Raw genomic sequence first — 20,891 nt, forward strand, 5'->3', positions numbered from 1 at the left:
ATGAGTATTATTAAAGATAACTTAATCAAACGCTTTAAAGAGATATATAATAGCAATGAAGCTAAGATATTTTTTTCACCAGGCAGGGTAAATCTAATTGGTGAACATACAGATTATAATAATGGGCTTGTTATGCCTTTTGCAATTAACAAAGGTACATTTATTGCTATTACCAAAAGAAATGATACAACTGTAAATGTCTATAGTGAAAATATTAATAAATCAACCTCATTTGATTTAAATGACACTGAACAAGAGCTTATAAATACTTGGCAAAACTATATAAAAGGTACACTTAATATAATCAAACAAGGTTTTTTAAACTCTTTAAAAGGAGCAAATATTTACATTTTTAGTGATTTACCTTTTGGAGCTGGTCTTTCATCCTCTGCATCATTAACAACTGCTTTGGCATTTGCATATAATGAGCTTTTTAACCTCAATATCTCAAAAATAGATCTAGCTAAGATAGCCCAAAAAGTTGAACACAATTATATTGGTACTAACTGTGGCCTAATGGATCAAATGGCTTGTATATTTTCTCAGTATAATAATGCTACTATGATAGATTGTGAAACTTTTAAGTATCATAATATACCTTTTGAGCTCGAACAAATTAATATACTAATAGTGGATACAAACATCAAACACAATCTTGCAGAATCAGCTTATAACAAGCGTCGACAAGTTTGTGAAAATATCGCCAATTTTAATAAAATCAAATCTCTAAGACAACTTGATAAGCAAAAACTTAAAAATACAGAAAACCATTTTTCTAATGAAGATTATAAATTAGCTTTACATGTTTTTACTGAAAACCAAAGAGTGCTAGATTCTGCAAAAACAATGAAAATTAAAGACTGGAAAAATCTAGGACAACTTTTATATCAATCCCATAAATCTTTGAAAGATAATTATAGAGTTAGTTGTGATGAACTAAACTATTTAGTTGAATTAGCACTAAGCCACAAAGAGGTTTATGGGGCTAGAATGACTGGCGGAGGGTTTGGTGGTTCTACAATCCACCTAATTCCAACAAAAATTCTGGAAACATATGTTAGTTACTTAGAAGAAAATTATTATAAAAAATTTAATATCAAACCTATGTTTTATATTTCAAAAGCTTATTATGGCTCTCAAGAGCTTTAAAATAGCTCTTGAACTTTACTAATTAGTGCTTTTTTATCTTTATTTGAATACAATTTAGGTTCTATATTTCCCCAAACAGGGGCTGGCCATGCTTGATCAGTTTGAAAACGTCCAACCACATGAATATGCATCTGCTTAACGACATTACCTATAGTTGCAACATTTAATTTATCAACACTATATTGGTCTACTAAAAATTTAGACAGTTTATTTATAATCTTATTTATATTATATTGTATAGGATCGTCCAACTCATACCACTCTACCTTATCTGTAAAAGGCACTATTACAAACCATGGTAAATTTGCATTATTCATTAGCAAGATTTTACAATCTAAAATCTCACAAACTTCAAATGTATCTTGTTGTAGACGTAAGTCTAATTTAAACATCAAAATAGTTTCCTAATTTTTTCTAAATCCTCTAAAGTATCAACGCCTGTAGGAGTTTCTTTAATCGCTTGATCAATAGCTATCTTATAGCCATTATATAGAACCCTAAGCTGTTCAAGAGCTTCATATTTTTCAATAGGTGATACTGTAAGCTTAGCATACTGCTTTAGAAAACCTACTCTATAAACATAAATACCAATATGTCTAAAAAACTCAGCTTCTTTAAATTGATTATACTCAGAAATTCCTCTCTCAAAAGGAATTGAGGCTCTACTAAAATATAGTGCGTAATTATTCTTATCAAAAACAACTTTGACATTGTTTGAATTATAAATATCTTCAGAAGTTAATATTTTTTCACAAAGGGTCGAAACTACAGCCCTATCTTTATTAATTAAAAGCCGTGCTGCCTGTTCAATGTTTTCAATAGGAATTAAAGGTTCATCACCTTGTATATTAACAACTATATCCTCATCATCAAAACCCAGTTTTTCTACAGCCTCTGCGATCCTATCTGTACCTGACTCATGATCAACTTTTGTCATTACAACATTAGCCCCAAACTTTTTGGCAGCAGTTTTAATTTCTTGTGAATCAGTAGCAATAAATATACTATCAAACTTTGACTTTGATACTTGCTCGAAAACTCTTTGAATCATTGGTTTACCAGCAATATCAGCCAGCATTTTATTAGGCAAGCGTGTAGATTTTAGCCTAGCAGGTATTACGATATGAGTTTTAGTCATATTTTTTGACCTCTTCAATATTTAATTTCTTAGCTTCTTCTACTAGCATTACGGGGATATTTTCTCTAATTGGATATGCTAATTTATCTGCTTTACAAACTAAAAATTGATTGTCTTTATCATAGTATAAGTTTGACTTACAAATAGGGCAAACTAATACATTTAAAACTGAATGATCCATTATTTAACCTCAATTATAAATTCATATTTATCTTCTACTTGCTCTGCTTTAACAAGCTTATAATCATTAACCTTGCACCAGGCAGGTATATCATGCATAGTACCATGGTCTGTGCATATCACTTTTAGCTGTTGACCTTTTTTCATACCTTTTAAAGCATTTTGGGTTTTAATAACAGGCATTGGGCATAAGAGTCTTGCAAGATTTAATTCTTTCATTTATATGTACCACTCTTTCTTAATATCAGCAGCAGCCATAGGTTTTACCGTTACCTCTTTACTTGTACCATCTATGTAGTTAAATACCATAGTAACAGTATCTGCATTTTTACCCTGAGTAAACCTGCCTAATATTGTAGCTGCGTATTCCTCATCTGGCCGATCAAAGTCACCATCTATAAGTATCAAAGGACCTCCATGTGATGAGCAATAAACATGAGCAAATTTATTTTTATAGCCATTTAAATAATTGTTTTCACCCTCTTCACGACCAATAATAAACTTATACTCCGGTTTAAGTCGAATATGTCTACCTACTTTAAGAAGCATAATATCATCAAATTCATATTCCTTAGAATTACGTGCTTGCCATAAATCAACTAATTTATCAGAATATTGTTTATCTGTAAGGAAACAACACCCTCCAGCAGGAGATGCATAATCTTCAATCCCCCAATCACGAGCCATTTTCATCTGCTCTTTCCTACCTCTTCCAGTAATCCCCATTAGTTTTGATCTATCCACCCAACCTTCTCTTTCTGGTTTTGTTTCTGGTAAATTTTTAGCACTAAGTGGTCTTAGTAATAGGTCATCAATACCTGATTGTTTTTGTACTATTGGCATGGTACTTTTTCGCTGTGACATTGGCCTTTGACCAATAACTTCACCAGTAATTATAAAATCAAAACCATTTTCAATTGCCCATTCTTTTGCCTTACGAACCATAAATATCTTACAATCTAAGCAAGGATTCATATTCGCACCATAACCATATTTAGGGTTCAAAAGCACATCTTTATATTCTTCTATCACATCTATAATGTGTAATTTTATGCCTAATTGCTCAGCAACCCACAGAGCATTATTTCTTTTTTGTTTTTCTTTATCATGTTTACGTATAGCATGAGTATGTCCTTCAACACAAAAACCTGTGAAGAAATTTATGCCCTCGACATGTACACCTTGATCTACCATCATTTTTGTTGCAAGCATGGAGTCAAGACCACCGGATATTAGAGATATAGCTTTTCTTTGTTTCATTTCAGTATTTATTAAAAGATTGAATTTAAATATTTTGTTATAATTTTAACATATCGATAATTTATAACTATAGTTTTGTGAGATTTGTGTTTTTATTTAGATTTCTTATCATATGATTGAGCTGTATAATAACCAACAATTACTCCTAACATTGCTCCAGCAATTAGATCACTAACAAAGTGAAAATATTGTAACAATTGCGTAACTACAACTAAAAACGTCAATAATACCCAAAACCATCGATGCTTAGGAAATAAAATTCACATACTTACACTAAATGAAAATATAAATGTAGCATGACCAGAAGGAAAAGAATTATTAATATTGTCAAATGTCAACCAATTGAATCCATATAAATCATTTCTAATCAAAGAAGGATTATTCTTAAAGGTTTCTGTCCAATATCTACCAAAGATACCCTTTAATATATTTTTGATAAATTGACCTATAAGTACAGCATTTGCAACTAACAAAAATTTTGCATCAAAAGCAGATATTTGCTTGTATAAAAGCTTAATAAAATAATATATATAAAATGCAAAAATTAACATACTTAATAAAGAGATCATATCATCAGAAAAAAATTTCATAAACGTATACTGTCTTGAATTATGCTCATATAAAAACCAAACTACCTGTCTATCAACAAAAAAATAGCAAAAGAGTATTGAGCAAACTCCTAAAATAATAAATATTTTTTTCTTAATTATTTTTAAATTTTATCTTGGTAAATACAAATATTATACAATATTAATTAGTTGTAATTTAGTTCTTTAATGGAAACATTCCCAAATTGCTTGAGCTAATTTTTTACTTATACCCTTAACCTTAGCAATCTCATCGATAGCAGCATTACTTAATTCCTGCCAACCGCCAAAATACATTATCAAAGCTTTACGTCGTTTTGGCCCAATTCCTTCGATCTCTTCAATTATTGATGATTGCCTATTTGAATTAACTTTTTTACGTTGGGCTTTAATTGCATAATCATGTGCAGAATCTCTAACTTGGCGTAAAAACAGAAAGCCAGGATCATACTCATTTAACGTATATTCAGTATTATCAAACCCTTTATAAATTTTTTCTTTTCCACTAATCCTCTCAACACCTTTACCAAGGCTAACTAACTGCACTTTATTTTGGATATCTAATTCTAAAAAAACTTTTTCTGCCTGATGAATTTGGCCTTTACCTCCATCTATGATCATTAGATCAGGGAGGTTATCAGCCTCAACCCCAGCTTTAACACGTCTATACACCACTTGATATATAGCTGCATAATCATCACCAGGTGTTATATCATTAATATTATATCTACGGTGAGATTTCCTATCCTCACCCTCATTGGTATAAACAACACAGGAGGCTACGGTTGCTTCACCTTGAAAATGTGATATATCAAAACATTCTACACGTTTAATATCCCTTTCAATTTTAAGAAATTCCTTAAGAGAGTTTAAACGCTTTTGGTACTGTGATTGTGAACTTGTATATATATTTAGTTTCTGCCGAGCATTTAGCTCTGCTAATTTAAGCCATTTAAAATTATCAGCTGCAGGTGATAATATCCAATTCAATGGCTGGTTTATGTTTTTAGAAATACTATCCATAAGATCAGTAATATTAGCAAAATCAACTTTTGATAAAATAATATTCTTGGGCCAAATATTGCGTATCTCATTACCTAAATAAAAATATGACAAAAAAGCATGCATAATAGATGTTTTATCTTGGCCTTTTGTATCTATACTCCACTGTCTATCAGCAACTACTTCACCATTTTGTATTTGTAGCAACGCTATACTTGCGTAATTATCCTCTAGGTATATGCCAATTACATCAAAAGTTTTATCTGTCTGAATATCAACTATTTGCTGCTGCTGAAGCTTACGTAAAATCACTAATTGATCACGATAAACTTGAGCTTTTTCATACTCCATATTTTCTGATGCTAAGTGCATCTTTTCCGCTATCTCTGTTAATACACTGTTAAATTTACCAGCTAAAAATTTCTTTAATATTACCAACTGTTCATCATACTGATTTTTAGACACAAACCCTACACATGGAGCTAAACACCGCTTAATTTGATATTGTAAACACGGCCTAATACGAGATTTATAATATGAATTCTCACACTGTCTAACTGGAAATATTTTTTGGATAATATTTAAAGTATTTTTTACAGAAGATATTGAGACATACGGCCCAAAACATTGACCTTTCCTATACGCTGCTTTACCTCGATGAAAAAATACTCTAGGAAATTTATCGTGTGAAATTACTAGATATGGATAGCTTTTATCATCTTTAAATAAAATATTATATTTAGGCATATGTTGCTTAATTAAAGTATTCTCTAATAAATATGCCTCATAATCACTAGGAGTGATAGTTATCTCAATTCGTACTACTTGTGCAACCATCATTAAAGTTTTACTATCTTTTGCACCTTTTGAAAAATAACTATTTACACGATTTTTAAGATTTTTTGCTTTACCAATATATATTATCTCATCATTTTTATCGATCATACGATACACACCTGAATGAGTAGTCAAGTTTATCAGAAAGCTTTTTAAATCAAATTCTTTTAAATTGTTAGAAATCATCTAATATTATTTAAACAATATATATATGAAAATGTTAACATATATAAATGTTTATACTAATTTAAATACTTTAAGAGACTATTTTAAAATCTCCAGATGTATCTTTGCTAAATAAAAATGATAATAAATACAAATACACAATTAAACAATTTAATAAAAACTCTAAAAAACTCTAGACAAATAGCCGTAGATACTGAATTCTATTGGATGCGTACCTACTATCCTGAGCTTTGCTTAGTTCAAATAGCTACAGAAAATGAAATATTCTTGATAGATACTCTAAAAGAGTTGGATTTTTTTCTACTTAAAGATGTTTTTGAAGATAAAACTATCCAAAAAATTATTCACTCTGCTACAAATGATATTCCTATCATAAAAAAATTTTTCAACTGTCAAGTTAATAATATTTTTGATACACAACTTGCGGCAGCATTTATTGGCTTCCAAACCCAGTTATCTCTAAAATCCTTATTAAAAGAGATTTTAGATATCGATATGGAAAAAGAATCTCAGTTTTCAGACTGGCGTAAGAGACCGTTATCACCAAAACAGCTAAATTATGCCCTTAAAGATGTTGAACACTTAATAGAAATACAACAGTATTTAGATAAAAAATTAAAAACCAGTGATTATTATGAATGCTTCAATGAGGAACTTTTAGAGGTTGAAAAAACTAAATTTAATTCTATAGATAACATTCACACAAAAATAGGTAACATCCAAAAATTTAATGGGACTGTTCAAAAAAATGCAATATTAATAGCACAATGGCGTGAGAGAGTCGCTCAGCAAAAAAATATTCCTGTAAGATTTATATTTGACAATAAGCTTCTATATACAATTGCTCATATAAGCCAAAAATCGCCAGTTACTTTTGAACACCCAGAGCTCATAAAACTAAAACCTTGGATTAAAAAAGAAATTTCAGAATCTCTAAACTCCAACGCTGGTATAAAAGACATTATCATTGAGAAAAAATCAGGAAGTAAGCTATCTCCTGAATTAACTGATAAAATCATCTTATATTTTGATTCTCAAACCAAATATCTTGAGTTTGACTCAACTCTTATAGCTTCAAAAAAAGATATTCGTTCTTTAGCATATAATTTAAGTATTAATAACAATCAAATCAATAATAAGCTTCTAAAAGGCTGGCGATACAAACTAGTTGGTAAAAATCTAAAAGAGTATATACTAGAAAGTATTCAAAAAAATATATAAATATTTCTCTTAACTATGAATTACATAACTAGAAATTCTAAATTATTTCCAATTATCTTAGCTCTATTTGCTGCTTTACCCGCTTTTGCTATTAATACCTATGCTCCTGCCATACCAATGATTGCACAAGAGTTTAATGTAAGTGATAGTGAAGTTTTAACAACATTTGCAACCTATTTTCTTGGTTTCTCTTTTGGTATGCTATTTTGGGGTGCCATATCAGATAAGTATGGGCGTAAAAAGATTATTATAATTGGCTGTATTATATATGTTATTAGTACAGTCTTATGCTCATATAGTTATAGTTTTAAGATGCTTGAAACTATGAGATTAGTACAAGGCTTGTCAGATTCAGTTGGCGCTGTAATAGCTTTTTCTATTGCTAGAGATTGTTATAAAGGTACTCAATTAACAAATCTTATAGCATCAATAATTGCAATAATATTAATAGCTCCAATTATTGCTCCAATTATAGGTACTGTGCTTACAAACTTAACTCATACATGGCAAAGTACATTTCATTTTTTGACTATTTATGGTTTAGTGATACTTGTACTGGCTTTTTTAATAGAAGAAACTTTAGAACACAAAGATCGTCAACATGATTTGACAAAGTTAATACCTGGTTATTTCCAAATCTTAAAAAATCCTGTCTTCATGTTAGCTACATTTGCTAGTGGTACAATTTTTGCTGCTTTATTTATTTATATATCTTCATCTGCTTTGATATATTTAAATAGTTATTCAACTGGCTCATTCTTATATTGTTTTTACTACGGTCTATGCTGTGTTAGTGCAATTTTTGCAAATATTTATATCAAACGAAATACAACTAGAGTTCAACAATTAAAATTCTTATACTATAGCGTTGCACTCATTACTTTGAGCTGTGTTGTCCTAATTATCTTTAATATGCTAAACCTTGATAATGCCATACTTTATACACTTACTATGTTTGTACTATGTGGGAATGTTGCATTTAGTTCAACCCTTATATATTCATTCTCTATGAGTCAAATAGAACAAAACTTTGGCACAGCAAATTCAGTGGCAAATTTTACAAAAAATATGATAGCATCTCTAGCTAGCTATATTGTGAGTTTCTACCATGGTCGAGCTTTAATTATATCCTCTCCTATTGTACAGCTAGGATTTGCATTATTTACAGTAGCTCTCTTAGTAGGCATCCACAAGCTACATACAAAAGCTAAAACTCAAGCAATAAATCTACAAAAATAATCTTTCTAACCAACCACTTCTCCATTTTTTATGACTTTATTACAATAATTAATATTTGGATTATAAACAATATCATTTAAATTATTAGTTGACCATAATATAAGATCTGCATATTTTCCTATCTCAACACTGCCAATCTTACTATCTATATCTAAAGCTTTTGCAGCATTAATAGTTACCCCCCTAAATGCTTCTTGAATAGTTAATCCAAAAAAAATACAAGACATATTCATCATCATTGGCAATGATAAAAATGGCGATGTTCCAGGGTTTGCATCTGTAGCAATAGCAATTGGTATTCTATTTTCTTTTAATTCTCTCATTGGTGGCAGTTGTTTTTCTTTGAGAAAATAAAATGCACCTGGCAACAACACTGCTACTGTTTTACCATTTGCTATTTTTTTACAGTCTTGAGCAGCTAAATACTCTAAGTGATCCACAGATATTGCTCCATGTTTAGCTGCCATTACAGCACCTTTTTGATCAGATAACTGCTCAGCATGAAGCTTAAGTTTAAGTCCCAGCTTCTTAGCTTCAATAAAAAGTTTCTCAACTTGTTTTGCATTAAAGGCAATATTTTCACAAAAAGCATCAATAAAAGTAGCTAACTTTTCTTTAATTACTAACGGTAAAACATCAGATATCAAATAATCTATATAATTATCTGAGTTAAGTTTATATTCTGGAGGTATTTCATGAGCACCCAAAAATGTTGATATTATTGAAGAATTAACCTCTTGACTTAAAGCTTTAGCTACTTTGAGTATTTTTAATTCATTTTGTAGATCCAACCCATAACCTGATTTTATTTCTAAAGTTGTAACTCCGTGATTAAACATCACATTTATTCTAGATTTTGCTAATTCTAACAACTCTTGTTCAGTTGCTTTTCTAGTTGCTTTTACTGTTGAGAGTATCCCACCACCTTTTTTAGCTATTTCAGCATAAGAATCACCAAGAAGCCGCATTTCAAACTCATCTGATCTATTTCCAGCATATATCAAATGAGTATGGCAATCTATTAACCCAGGAGTTATTAAGCATCCTTGTGCATTGATTTTATTCTTTGATTCATAAACTTTATTTTGTGTAGAAATATCAACGATTTTTGAATCTTTGATATAAATAACGGCTTTTTTTAATAATGTATTATTAGTATCAGCAGTAAATACAGCTGCATTTTCTATAACTAAGTCATATATCATCAAACATTCCTTCATAACTTTAATAATTAAATAATTCTTGTCTTAATGGTTGATAATAACCTGGATCACTTATTATATCTCTTGCTTTATCTATATCTTTAGCAAAAAATCTATCTTCTTCATAAAATGGAATATGATTTCTAATAATATTCAGTTGCTTTTGCAATTTTGATGAGGTTTTTAATGGTGCTCTAAAATCAACTCCTTGACATGCTGCTAATGTTTCTATTGCTAAAATATTTAACACATTATCTGCGACTTTTATTAATTTATTTGCGCCAAATGTAGCCATACTTACATGATCTTCTTGATTTGCTGATGTAGGCAAACTATCTACAGAGGCAGGATGAGATAGCGTCTTATTCTCACTAGCTAAAGCAGATGCTGTTACATGAGCTAACATAAAACCAGAATTTAAACCTGGCTCACTTATTAAAAAAGCAGGAAGACCACTTAAATTCTTATCTATTAACAAAGATATTCTTCTTTCAGAAATTGCTCCAATTTCTGAACAAGATATAGTAGCTAGATCAGCACTAATAGCTGTCATTTCAGCATGAAAATTTCCTCCTGAAACTATATTTTTGGTCTCTGGACATATCAAAGGATTATCAGAAACACCATTAGCTTCATCTACTAAGCTCTCTTCAACATGCTTCAAATGTTTCAAAATAGCCCCCATAACCTGAGGCTGACACCTTATAGAATAAGGATCTTGAACTCGTGAGCAATTTATATGATTTTTTAAAATCTCACTATCTTCTATTAAATCAGACATTACTTCTGCAAATCTAATTTGATCAGCAGAATTTTTTGCTTTATGTATGAAATGAGCAAATGGTTTTATACTTCCTGCTATTGCATCTAAGCTTATAGCTCCAGCAATAGTCGCAACTGTAAAATTAACATGTACTCTCATCAACCCAACCAAAGCTATAGCAGTTGAAACCTGAGTCCCATTTAAAAGTGCTAAACCTTCTTTTTCTGCTAATATAACAGGTTTTATACCAGCCTGTTTTAATGCCTCCTCACCAGTCAGTAATTTGCCTTTGTATATTGCTTGACCTTCGCCCATAACAACCATAGACATATGAGCAAGTGGTGCTAAATCTCCTGAAGCACCTACTGACCCTTGCGATGGAATTACTGGATATATATTACTATTATATATCTCTATCAAAGTATCAACTAGATTAACCGAAACACCTGAGTAACCTTGAGATAAGCTATTAATTTTTAATAATATTACTAACTTAACTATACTAGTATCTAATGCTTCACCAACACCTGCAGCATGAGATAGTACTATACGGCGCTGTAAATCTTTTAATTCTTCTTTTTTAATTTTTTTACTAGCTAGTAAGCCAAAGCCTGTATTTATGCCATATACAGTACGATCTTCTTTAATTATATCTTGGACAACCTGATATGAGCTTTTGATTTTATCATAAGCAATATCTACAAGTTTGATTTTTAGATCCGAGTTCAATAATTCAAATATATCTTTAGTTGATAGCTTTCCTGGTACTAATTCAAACATTTCACTTCTCCAACATAGGAAGGTTTAAACCTTTTTCTTTGGCACATTGAATAGCTATATCGTAACCAGCATCAGCATGACGCATAACACCTGTAGCAGGATCATTAGTCAAAACACGCTCCAACCTTTTAGCTGCAGCAGCAGTACCATCAGCTACAATAACTACTCCAGCATGTTGTGAAAATCCCATACCGACTCCTCCACCATGATGTAGACTTACCCATGTGGCTCCACCAGCAGTATTTAAAAGTGCATTCAATAATGGCCAATCAGATACTGCATCAGAACCATCAAGCATAGCTTCAGTTTCTCTATTTGGACTTGCAACAGAACCTGAATCTAAATGATCTCTACCTATTACTATAGGCGCTTTAAGCTCACCATTCTTAACCATTTCATTAAATGCCAAACCTAATTTCATTCTATCTCCTAAACCAACCCAACAAATTCTTGCAGGTAATCCTTGAAAATTTATTTTCTCTTTGGCCATATCTAGCCAACTATGTAAGGCTTTATTATCTGGTAACAATTCTTTAATTTTTTGATCAGTCTTATAGATATCTTCAGGATCACCAGATAGCGCTACCCATCTAAAAGGGCCAATGCCTTGACAAAATAGCGGTCTAATATAAGCTGGTACAAATCCAGGAAAATCAAATGCATTTTCAACACCTTCATCAAAAGCTTCTTGACGAATATTATTACCATAATCAAATGTTGGTATCCCCATATTGTGAAATTCAAGCATTGCTTTAACATGACTAGCCATTGCTTTTTTAGCTTCTCTTATAACTAGTTGAGGGTTTTCTTTACGTTCTTTCTTGGCTCTTTCTACTGACCAACCAATAGGTAGATAACCATTTAATGGGTCATGCGCGCTTGTTTGATCTGTAACAGCATCAGGCTTAATATCATCTTGTAACATTTGCGGCAAAACTTCGGCAGCATTCCCCAACAAACCCACAGAAATAGCTCTACCATCTACAACTGCTTGATTTATTAATTTCATTGCTTCATTTAAGGTCTTTGCTTTATAATCTAAATAACCTGTACGAATTCTAAAATCTATTCTAGTTTCATCACACTCAACTGCTAACATGCAAGCTCCAGCCATCACAGCAGCTAAAGGCTGTGCCCCACCCATACCCCCGAGACCTGCTGTAAGTATCCATTTACCTTTCAAATCTCCATTAAAATTTTGACGGCCCATTTCAACAAATGTTTCATAAGTACCTTGAACAATCCCTTGAGAACCAATATATATCCATGAACCAGCAGTCATTTGCCCATACATCATCAACCCTTTTTTATCTAATTCATTAAAGTGGTCCCAGTTTGCCCAATGAGGCACTATGTTTGAGTTAGCAATTAAGACTCTTGGAGCATCAGCATGAGTTTGAAATATACCCACAGGTTTACCAGACTGAACCAAAAGAGTTTGATCATCCTCTAGTTCTTTTAATGATTTTATAATTTGCTCATAACATTCCCAATTTCTAGCTGCTTTTCCTATACCTCCATATACGACTAATTCTTCTGGATTTTCTGCTACATCTGGGTGTAAATTATTCATAATCATTCTTAAAGCTGCCTCTGCAAGCCAACTTTTAGTATTCAATTTAGTACCTGTCGGTGCAATTACGGCAGCTTTCTGCTCTAAAGCATTACCTAAATTTATATTTAAATCTAGCTTACTTTCAAGGTTTGATTTTGTTTTGCTCATTATTATTTCCTCCTAATTTTTCTATTTATAAGTTTTAGATATATTTGATTTATAATGTTATATCAGCCAACTTAATAACTTTTGTTTTCACACATAATTTATGAATAATCATTAATATAGTGAATAAAAAAACTCCACTATAGGTACTTATAAAATTTGAAAATGTTGCCGGACCTTCATATATAGCAAAAATTTGCTGACCCACCATTATGACCAAAATAATAACCATAGTTAATAAAGGTGCTAGCGGAAACCACCTTGCTATATAAGGTAAATCAGCAAGATTTCTACCCTGTTTTATATAAGCTTTTCTAAATCTGTAATGGCTTAAAGATATCCCAAACCACGCTATATAACCTGCTAAACTAATTACATTAATTAACCAGTTAAATACTGATTCACCATGCAAAAAACTTAATAATAATAATCCAAAACATATAGTAGAAGTTATTAATGTGCCTACTACAGGGCTATTTTCCTTATTAGTCCGATTAAAACTTTTAGGTGCTTCTTTTGATTTACCCATATGCCATAACATTCTTGATGCTGTATACAAGCTAGCATTAGCTGCAGAGAGAATAGCCGTTACAACTACCAAATTCATTAAAGATGCAGCAAAGTTGATCCCTACAGATTTAAAAATTATTGTAAATGGACTTAAAGTTACTTCATTATTACCTGCAACTAAATTAGGGCTATAATATGGAATTAAAAAACTTATTACAATAATAGTGAGAATATAAAAAATTATAATTCTCCAAAAAACAGTTTTTATAGCTTTGGGGATTGTTTGTTTTGGGTTTGCAGCTTCACCTGCAGTTACCCCAATTAATTCAGTCCCTTGAAAAGAATACCCAACAACCAAAAATACACTGAAAAACCCTAACCATCCAGCATGAAATGGTGCATCTCCGTGAATAATATTAGCAAAACCAACAGGTCCTTTTGAACCTACCAACCCAAAAATAATCAAAAAACCAACAACTATAAATATAATTACTGCAGCAACTTTAATAATAGATAACCAATATTCAACCTCACCATATAATTTAACTGAGGTTAAATTAATTGAACAAAGCAAAAAGAAAAATAGCGAAACCCACACCCAGATACTTACATCAGCAAACCAATATTGCATTACTAAAGCTGCCGCTATAATTTCTGAGACAAACACTAATGTCCAGTTTAGCCAATAATTCCAACTCATTGCAAATCCAAAAGATTTATCTACATACTTAGCAGAATACTCACAAAATGAACCTGTAACTGGTGAATATGCAGCTAACTCTCCCAAACTAGACATCAAAAAATAAACTATAAGCGAAACTATTAAGTAGCCTAATATAGCTCCTCCAGGCCCCCCATCATGTATCGCACCACCACTTGCTAATAATAACCCTGTGCCTATAGTGCCTCCTAAAGCCATCATGATTAGATGTCTAGATTTAAGAGACCTCTTTAATTTATTTTCATTCATGAATTTAGATACTCCATAGCTAATATACTTGCTAACTTTGCTGTTTGATTATTTATATCAAATCTGGGAGCTAACTCTACTATATCTAAACTAACTATTTTATTACTTTGTTTAAGTTTACGTATAGCATCAACTACATACTGAGGATCTATCCCTAATGGCTGAGGTGCGCTAACTCCTGGTGCAATACTTGCTTGAAATACATCTAAACATATAGTTACATATATTTTTTGATATTTATCAATAATATTATCAATAAACTCAATATAATTATTAGATCGAATATCCTCAGCAAGAATGAATTTAATCTTATTATTACTAGCATAATTAAATAAAGAGGAAGGATTTGAAAATGGTTGTATACCAACGCAATAATAATGAAATTCTTTATTTTCTCTTTTTAATAATTCATTGCATTGTAAAAAAGGCGTACCTGAACTAGCTAACTTACCATCGACTAATTCACGAACATCAAAATGAGCATCGAAATTTAGAATAGCTACAGATTCTTTATAATGTTCATAAATTCCTGCATAGTGCCCCCAAGCTGTCTCATGTCCACCACCTATAACTATAGGTTTTAACCCTAATGATAGTATTTGTTCGACTCTTATTTTTAATTCAACTTGAGCAGCTTCAAGATTCTTATCAATACATATTACATCACCAGCATCATAAAAAATAAATTTTGAATGTATTGGCATACTAGATAAAGTTTGTCTAAATGCTAAAGGCCCTAATTTAGCTCCTTGCCTACCTAAGTTTCTTCTAACGCCCTCATCAGACTCAAACCCTAGCAATGCATAACCATCTAACTTGACTTTAATTATTTTAGAATCATTAAGATCTAGAGTTTTAACAATTTGGTAAAAATACTCTATCTGATCTGATGATCTACCTTGCCATATAGATAAATCACATGATTTATACATCAAACTACCCATATATACCTCATACTAAAAAATTATATTATTCGGAATACTACCAACCCCAGTAAAACCTTGTTTAGAAAAACTAATATTACTCATATTATGAACATAGTTACTATTTTATTTATTACTTGATTTCAGTTTTACAATATTACAAATCTGATGCAACAATTTATTTAGCAGATAGTAAAAATATATAGTTTGTTATAAATATACTCACTATTAATCTTAAATTTAATAGTTAAAGTAAGAAGTTAGAATTTTCATAAGAATTAATCTTTATAGGCCCTGTATATCGACAATTAAATACAAATATAAAGTTAACTAAATTGCTGAATTTTTCAAAAAAATTACAACATATTTACTAAAATAAGCATATATAGTAGAAAATATAAATTTAAAAAATATTGATACCAACATCATTTGTATAATAATAGTCCAACTAAGCTCACTATCATAAAACCAAATAGTATAGCCAATGACAATAAAAACCACCTCTCCACAAACTGAAGATATTATCGAACGATAGAAAAAAGCTAGCCTAGTCCTCTGTCTTAAAGTAGTAATTACTAAAATATTAATTAAATATCCCATAAATGCTGCTATAACAGCTCCTGTTGCTACATTTCCTATATTAGATAATGCATGATTAAAATAATCATCATAATTAAGATTAATTTGATTAGATGTAAAACTTGCTAAAGTTACACTCCAATCAAAAAACAACTCTAATACTAGTCCCATCAACATAATTGAAAATGCTATATATTTACCATAGCACTCTGTAATAATATCACTAATAGCGTAGCTTAAAGGGTAGATTAACAAAGATAATGTGGCACTAAATCCTAACACAGAAACTATTTTATAAGTAAAAATATCTGAAAGTAATATGGAGCTTATAAATAGCATATTTAATAATGCAAATGCTATTAAATACTTATTTTCATTATGTTGCATACTGATAATTTTTATATTGTTTTATATCAGTATAGCTTGAGTAAAATTATAAAAGATAGACTTTTATGACAGTTTTGATATATCTGCAACACGAGTGAACAACTCATGTAAACTTCTTAAAAGTGCGATTCTATTTGCTCTAGTCTTTAGATTTTCATCAATTACCATCACATTATCAAAAAATTCACTGATAACTTTATCTATTGTACTTAAAAGCTTTAGTGCATGTCCATATTCTCTATTTTGAGTATATTTATATATATCTTCAGTGATTTCATTAATACTCTCAGCTAAAGCCATTTCATAACCATCATTTATCTCTTTAGCCACCTCAATATCGAATATACTCTTATCACTATCACTATTTTTATTTAAAATATTAGCGACACGTTTATTTGAGGCTATTAAATTCTGTGATTTGTCCAATCCTATAAACTCATTAACAGCATTTATCCTAGCTGCAAAATCTTTTATTGAAACATATTCGGTATTATTAATCGCTTCAAAAATATCAATCGAGACACCTTCATCTTTATATAAGTTTTTTAACCTATCTAAACAAAAATTTATTACTTCGCCTTTTGTCTCTGATTTAAATTCTAAACCATTTATTTCTTTATAACTGTCTAATGCTAAACTAACAGTCTCTATCAAAGATATATCAATATTTGTATCTCTTAATATACGCAAAACACCAATAGCAGACCTTCTTAGTGCAAACGGATCTTTGTTTCCAGTTGGTTTTTGACCAATAGCAAATATACCAACTAAAGTATCCAACTTTTCTGCTAATGCTACACAAGCAGCCACATCAGTATTTGGCAGATCTGCACCAGAATATTTTGGCCAATATTGCTGCTCTATAGCATCTGATACAATCTCAGATTCTCCATAGGCTTTTGCATAATATTTACCAATAATACCCTGAAGATCAGTAAACTCAAATACCATATCTGAAATCAGATCTGCTTTTGCTAATAATCCGGCCCTATAAGCTAATTGAGAATCAATATTGCTTAAGTTAGCTATTCTTTGAGCAGTTAAAGCTATTCTTTGGGCTTTTTGGTACATATTACCAAGCTGATTTTGGAATGTGACATTCTCAAGTTTAGGCAATAAACTCTCTAATGATTGCTTTAAATCAGTATCATAAAAGAAAGCTGCATCTGCAAGTCTAGCATTCATTACCTTTTGATTTCCTGCTATAACTAATTCTGGCTTAGTGCTTTTAATATTTGAAATTGTAATAAAATTAGCCACTAAATTACTATCTCTATCTAAAAGTGCAAAACATTTTTGATGTTCTTCCATAGATGATATTAAAGCTTCTTGAGGTACTCTTAAAAAATCCGTAGAAAAGCCGCACAACATTGCATTAGGATATTCCACAATAGCACAAACTTCTTCAACTAAACTATCATCTAAAACAACTTCATAATTATTTTCTTGAGCAAGATATTTTGACTGATCTATAATCATTTGTTTACGCTGATCCCAATCTACAATCACCATTGCAGCTGCTAACAAATCTACATAATCATCTACATTCTTAACAAGAATACTTTCTGGATGATGAAATCTATGCCCATAAGTTAAGTTAGAGACTCTATGTCCAAGTATTTCCATATCAACTACATCTGTAGCATACAAGGCTAAAACCCAATGTACAGGCCGAACAAATTCTACAGTAGAATTTCCCCAACGCATCATTTTAGGAATTGGTAACTGTTTAATAGCTTTTGCTATAATCTCCTCTAAAAGAATTACTGTTGCTTGCCCTTTTTGAGTAGTTTTATAAAAAAGTTTATCACCCTTAGGAGTCTCAAACCTATCTAACTGATTAATATTTACCCCACAAGATCTCGCAAAGCCAAGACCTACTTTAGTAGGTTCACCATCTTTAAATGCGATACTTACCAAAGGTCCCTGTTTCTCTATAACAATATCATCTTGAAATTGAGTGAGATCTTTAATTATAAAAGACAATCTTCTTGGTGAAGCGAACCCTTTAACTTTACCAAATGTAATTTTTGCTTCTTTCAGTTGGCTCTCAACACTCTCTAATAAAGATTTTGATAAACTTTTTAGAGCTTTTGGAGGCAACTCTTCTGTACCTAATTCAAATAAAAAATTTTTTGTAATTTTACTCATTTATAAACCTTGTAAACAGATGTTTATTTTTAATGTCTAAATAACTTGGTGTATTATAACTTAATAAGTAAAAAAAATTAACTAAACATATATGTTTATTGATACTCACTGTCACTTAGATTTTAATATTTTTAATAAAAACCGTGAGAATATAGTTAAATCTTGCCAGCAACTTGGTGTTGCAAGTTTTATCAATCCTGCAACACAAAAAGCGTCATGGGATAATTTAATAAATATTAGTAACCAATTTAAAAATATTCATATATGTTTCGGATTACATCCAATATTTATAGAAAAACATATCTACACTGACTTAAATGATCTAGAAATATACACTGATCAAAATTCAAAAAAAATGATTGGAGAAATTGGGCTTGATAAGAGAATACAATTTTTTAATAAGCAGTTAGTTTATTTTTCAAACCAACTTTCTATAACAAAAAATCTAAACAAACAAGTAATTATTCACTCTGTGAAATCTCACAATGAGATTATTAAAATTATTAAAAATCTAAAATTTAAAAATGGTGGAATTATTCATGCATTTAATGATAATTATGAAGTTGCCCAAAGATATATAGATTTTGGCTTCAAACTTGGAGTTGGGGGAATAATCTCTCACCCACGATCAAAACTTAAAAAAACTCTAATGAATATTAACCCTAAAAACATTGTTTTAGAAACAGATTCTCCAGATATGAGACTTTATAACAGTGATGACAAAATTAATACTCCTACAAATATTCCTAAAATTTTTGAACTAGTCAACAATATTTATCAAATTAATCCTGTTATACTAAAACAACAACTATATAAATCTAGCTTAGAATTTATCTAAAAATGTATATTTCTAATCTTCGCTTACAAAACTTTAGAAATATTTCTTCAAAAAGTTTTGATTTTAAGTATGATATGAATTTTATAATAGGTAAAAATGGCTCAGGTAAAACATCTATACTCGAGTCAATATATTTCCTATCTCATAGCAGATCATTTAGAAGCTCTCAGCTTAATAGAATAATCAATCATAATTCTGATGAATTTATAATTTACTCAAAAGCTTATAACCTTGAAGAAATCAGTATTTCATTATCGCGTAAAAAAAATAATAATAATATCTCAAAACTAAATACTGAAATACAAAAAAATCATACCGAAATAACTCGAAATCTGCCTATTCAACTAATCAATCCAGAAAGTTTTAATATTATAAACTCTGGAGCTCAGCAAAGATGCAAAGTACTTGACTGGGGAGCTTTCTACCTTGATAAAACTTTCCTAAAAATATGGCAACAAACTAAATTTCTTATCAAACAAAGAAATTCTGCACTTAAGCAGAACTATCCTCATGCCTATATATCTGGAATTGATAAAAAACTCTGTGAATTTGGTAACCTATTAGATAGCCAGCGACATGCATACTTTGTAAAACTAAAACCTAAAATATATGAGATTCTAGCCCACTTTAATCCTGAGTTAAAATTAAATATAGAGTATTCTCGTGGCTGGAATTCTCAAAAAAATTTAGCTCAGGTACTTCAAGAATCATATGATTATGATAATAAGTACAAAATCACAAATAATGGACCACACAAAGCTGATATTGTCTTAACTATAAACAACAAGCCTGTACAGGATATTTTCTCTAGAGGACAACAAAAACTGTTAATATGCGCTCTAAAATTAGCTCAAGGAGAGGTACATAATTCTGAAAATAAAAATAGATGTATTTACTTAATAGATGATATAACCTCTGAACTTGATAGCAATCATACTAAAACCTTATTTAATTACTTGCAAAAACTAAAGTCACAAATTTTTATTACAACAACTGAAGAAGGAAAAATTAATAATTTCCTTAATGAAGGTAGTAATATATTACAAATATAATAAAGGAATGATAATGAAATATATTAAGAATATAATTACAATCTTAATTATCAATACTCCTTTACTAGCATATACTAACTCTAAAAGTTGCGATGGTAATTCATATGAAGTAAACCAATGTTTAAAACAAAAAATATTGACTTATGATAATAAACTAAACAATACTAAATATAAGAATATTAAAAGCTTTAAAAAATTTAGCCACGAACAGTGCTTA

20 protein-coding genes are annotated in these 20,891 nt (G+C 30.4%); 5 read left to right on the plus strand and 15 right to left on the minus strand.

Features of this window, described 5'->3' with window-relative positions:
• Positions 1 to 1,149: a galactokinase gene (locus ACR0PV_RS06070; protein ID WP_488172253.1), complete on the plus strand. Its 1,149-nt coding sequence runs from the start codon at positions 1 to 3 to the stop codon at positions 1,147 to 1,149.
• Here ACR0PV_RS06070 and ACR0PV_RS06075 read toward each other — a convergent pair.
• From ACR0PV_RS06075 to uvrC, 8 genes are all read right to left on the minus strand, one after another.
• Positions 1,146 to 1,541, minus strand: a complete 396-nt coding sequence (locus ACR0PV_RS06075) for an HIT domain-containing protein (RefSeq protein ID WP_488172254.1) — start codon at positions 1,539 to 1,541, stop codon at positions 1,146 to 1,148. The genes ACR0PV_RS06070 and ACR0PV_RS06075 overlap by 4 nt on opposite strands.
• Positions 1,541 to 2,287 carry a 3-deoxy-manno-octulosonate cytidylyltransferase gene (gene kdsB / locus ACR0PV_RS06080; RefSeq protein ID WP_488172255.1) on the minus strand — a complete coding sequence of 249 codons (747 nt, stop codon included), beginning with the start codon at positions 2,285 to 2,287 and terminating at the stop codon, positions 1,541 to 1,543. Before kdsB ends, ACR0PV_RS06075 begins: the two co-directional genes overlap by 1 nt.
• Positions 2,280 to 2,468, minus strand: coding sequence for a Trm112 family protein (locus ACR0PV_RS06085; RefSeq protein WP_488172256.1), 189 nt, complete (start codon positions 2,466 to 2,468; stop codon positions 2,280 to 2,282). The genes kdsB and ACR0PV_RS06085 overlap by 8 nt, the downstream gene beginning before the upstream one ends.
• Positions 2,468 to 2,686 carry a sulfurtransferase TusA family protein gene (locus ACR0PV_RS06090; protein WP_488172257.1) on the minus strand — a complete coding sequence of 73 codons (219 nt, stop codon included), beginning with the start codon at positions 2,684 to 2,686 and terminating at the stop codon, positions 2,468 to 2,470. Before ACR0PV_RS06090 ends, ACR0PV_RS06085 begins: the two co-directional genes overlap by 1 nt.
• Positions 2,687 to 3,727: a tRNA (5-methylaminomethyl-2-thiouridylate)-methyltransferase gene (locus ACR0PV_RS06095; protein ID WP_488172258.1), complete on the minus strand. Its 1,041-nt coding sequence runs from the start codon at positions 3,725 to 3,727 to the stop codon at positions 2,687 to 2,689. It abuts the gene before it with no gap.
• Between the two features lie 92 nt (positions 3,728 to 3,819).
• Positions 3,820 to 3,987, minus strand: a complete 168-nt coding sequence (locus tag ACR0PV_RS06100) for a phosphatase PAP2 family protein (protein ID WP_488173972.1) — start codon at positions 3,985 to 3,987, stop codon at positions 3,820 to 3,822.
• On the minus strand, positions 3,988 to 4,317 hold the full coding sequence (locus ACR0PV_RS06105; RefSeq protein WP_488172259.1) for a hypothetical protein: 330 nt from the start codon (positions 4,315 to 4,317) through the stop codon (positions 3,988 to 3,990).
• Between the two features lie 183 nt (positions 4,318 to 4,500).
• Positions 4,501 to 6,339 carry an excinuclease ABC subunit UvrC gene (uvrC, locus tag ACR0PV_RS06110; protein ID WP_488172260.1) on the minus strand — a complete coding sequence of 613 codons (1,839 nt, stop codon included), beginning with the start codon at positions 6,337 to 6,339 and terminating at the stop codon, positions 4,501 to 4,503.
• Positions 6,340 to 6,456: 117 nt separating this feature from the next.
• On the opposite strand from uvrC, the gene ACR0PV_RS06115 reads away from it, so the two are divergent.
• Together ACR0PV_RS06115 and ACR0PV_RS06120 are read left to right on the plus strand one after the other, a co-directional pair.
• A complete protein-coding gene (locus ACR0PV_RS06115; RefSeq protein WP_488172261.1) occupies positions 6,457 to 7,560 on the plus strand; it encodes a ribonuclease D in 1,104 nt (367 codons plus the stop codon).
• A 15-nt stretch (positions 7,561 to 7,575) separates the two neighbouring features.
• Complete coding sequence (locus tag ACR0PV_RS06120; RefSeq protein ID WP_488172262.1) at positions 7,576 to 8,799, plus strand: Bcr/CflA family efflux MFS transporter; 1,224 nt, start codon at positions 7,576 to 7,578, stop codon at positions 8,797 to 8,799.
• Positions 8,800 to 8,804: 5 nt separating this feature from the next.
• Here the strand turns inward: ACR0PV_RS06120 and hutI are convergent, their stop codons facing one another.
• From hutI to glyS, 7 genes are all read right to left on the minus strand, one after another.
• Complete coding sequence (hutI, locus tag ACR0PV_RS06125) at positions 8,805 to 10,004, minus strand: imidazolonepropionase (RefSeq protein WP_488172263.1); 1,200 nt, start codon at positions 10,002 to 10,004, stop codon at positions 8,805 to 8,807.
• A 19-nt stretch (positions 10,005 to 10,023) separates the two neighbouring features.
• A complete protein-coding gene (gene hutH, locus ACR0PV_RS06130) occupies positions 10,024 to 11,544 on the minus strand; it encodes a histidine ammonia-lyase (protein ID WP_488172264.1) in 1,521 nt (506 codons plus the stop codon).
• A 1-nt stretch (position 11,545) separates the two neighbouring features.
• Complete coding sequence (gene hutU / locus ACR0PV_RS06135) at positions 11,546 to 13,267, minus strand: urocanate hydratase (protein ID WP_488172265.1); 1,722 nt, start codon at positions 13,265 to 13,267, stop codon at positions 11,546 to 11,548.
• A 49-nt stretch (positions 13,268 to 13,316) separates the two neighbouring features.
• Positions 13,317 to 14,744 (minus strand): amino acid permease, encoded by a 1,428-nt coding sequence (locus ACR0PV_RS06140; protein WP_488172266.1) that lies wholly within the window; start codon positions 14,742 to 14,744, stop codon positions 13,317 to 13,319.
• On the minus strand, positions 14,741 to 15,688 hold the full coding sequence (hutG, locus tag ACR0PV_RS06145; RefSeq protein ID WP_488172267.1) for a formimidoylglutamase: 948 nt from the start codon (positions 15,686 to 15,688) through the stop codon (positions 14,741 to 14,743). The genes ACR0PV_RS06140 and hutG overlap by 4 nt, the downstream gene beginning before the upstream one ends.
• Before the next feature lie 309 nt (positions 15,689 to 15,997).
• Positions 15,998 to 16,633 carry a VUT family protein gene (locus ACR0PV_RS06150; protein WP_488172268.1) on the minus strand — a complete coding sequence of 212 codons (636 nt, stop codon included), beginning with the start codon at positions 16,631 to 16,633 and terminating at the stop codon, positions 15,998 to 16,000.
• A 63-nt stretch (positions 16,634 to 16,696) separates the two neighbouring features.
• Entirely contained in the window at positions 16,697 to 18,784 is a 2,088-nt protein-coding gene (gene glyS / locus ACR0PV_RS06155; protein WP_488172269.1) for a glycine--tRNA ligase subunit beta, read from the minus strand.
• A gap of 91 nt (positions 18,785 to 18,875) precedes the next feature.
• Here glyS and ACR0PV_RS06160 point away from each other — a divergent pair, with 91 nt between their 5' ends.
• Together ACR0PV_RS06160 and recF are read left to right on the plus strand one after the other, a co-directional pair.
• The gene (locus ACR0PV_RS06160; protein WP_488172270.1) at positions 18,876 to 19,622 is read left to right on the plus strand and encodes a TatD family hydrolase; all 747 of its coding nucleotides are present in this window, start codon (positions 18,876 to 18,878) and stop codon (positions 19,620 to 19,622) included.
• Positions 19,623 to 19,624: 2 nt separating this feature from the next.
• Entirely contained in the window at positions 19,625 to 20,674 is a 1,050-nt protein-coding gene (recF, locus tag ACR0PV_RS06165; protein ID WP_488172271.1) for a DNA replication/repair protein RecF, read from the plus strand.
• Positions 20,675 to 20,891: the final 217 nt, after the last annotated feature.

Source organism: Francisella sp. AG1 (assembly GCF_057683165.1).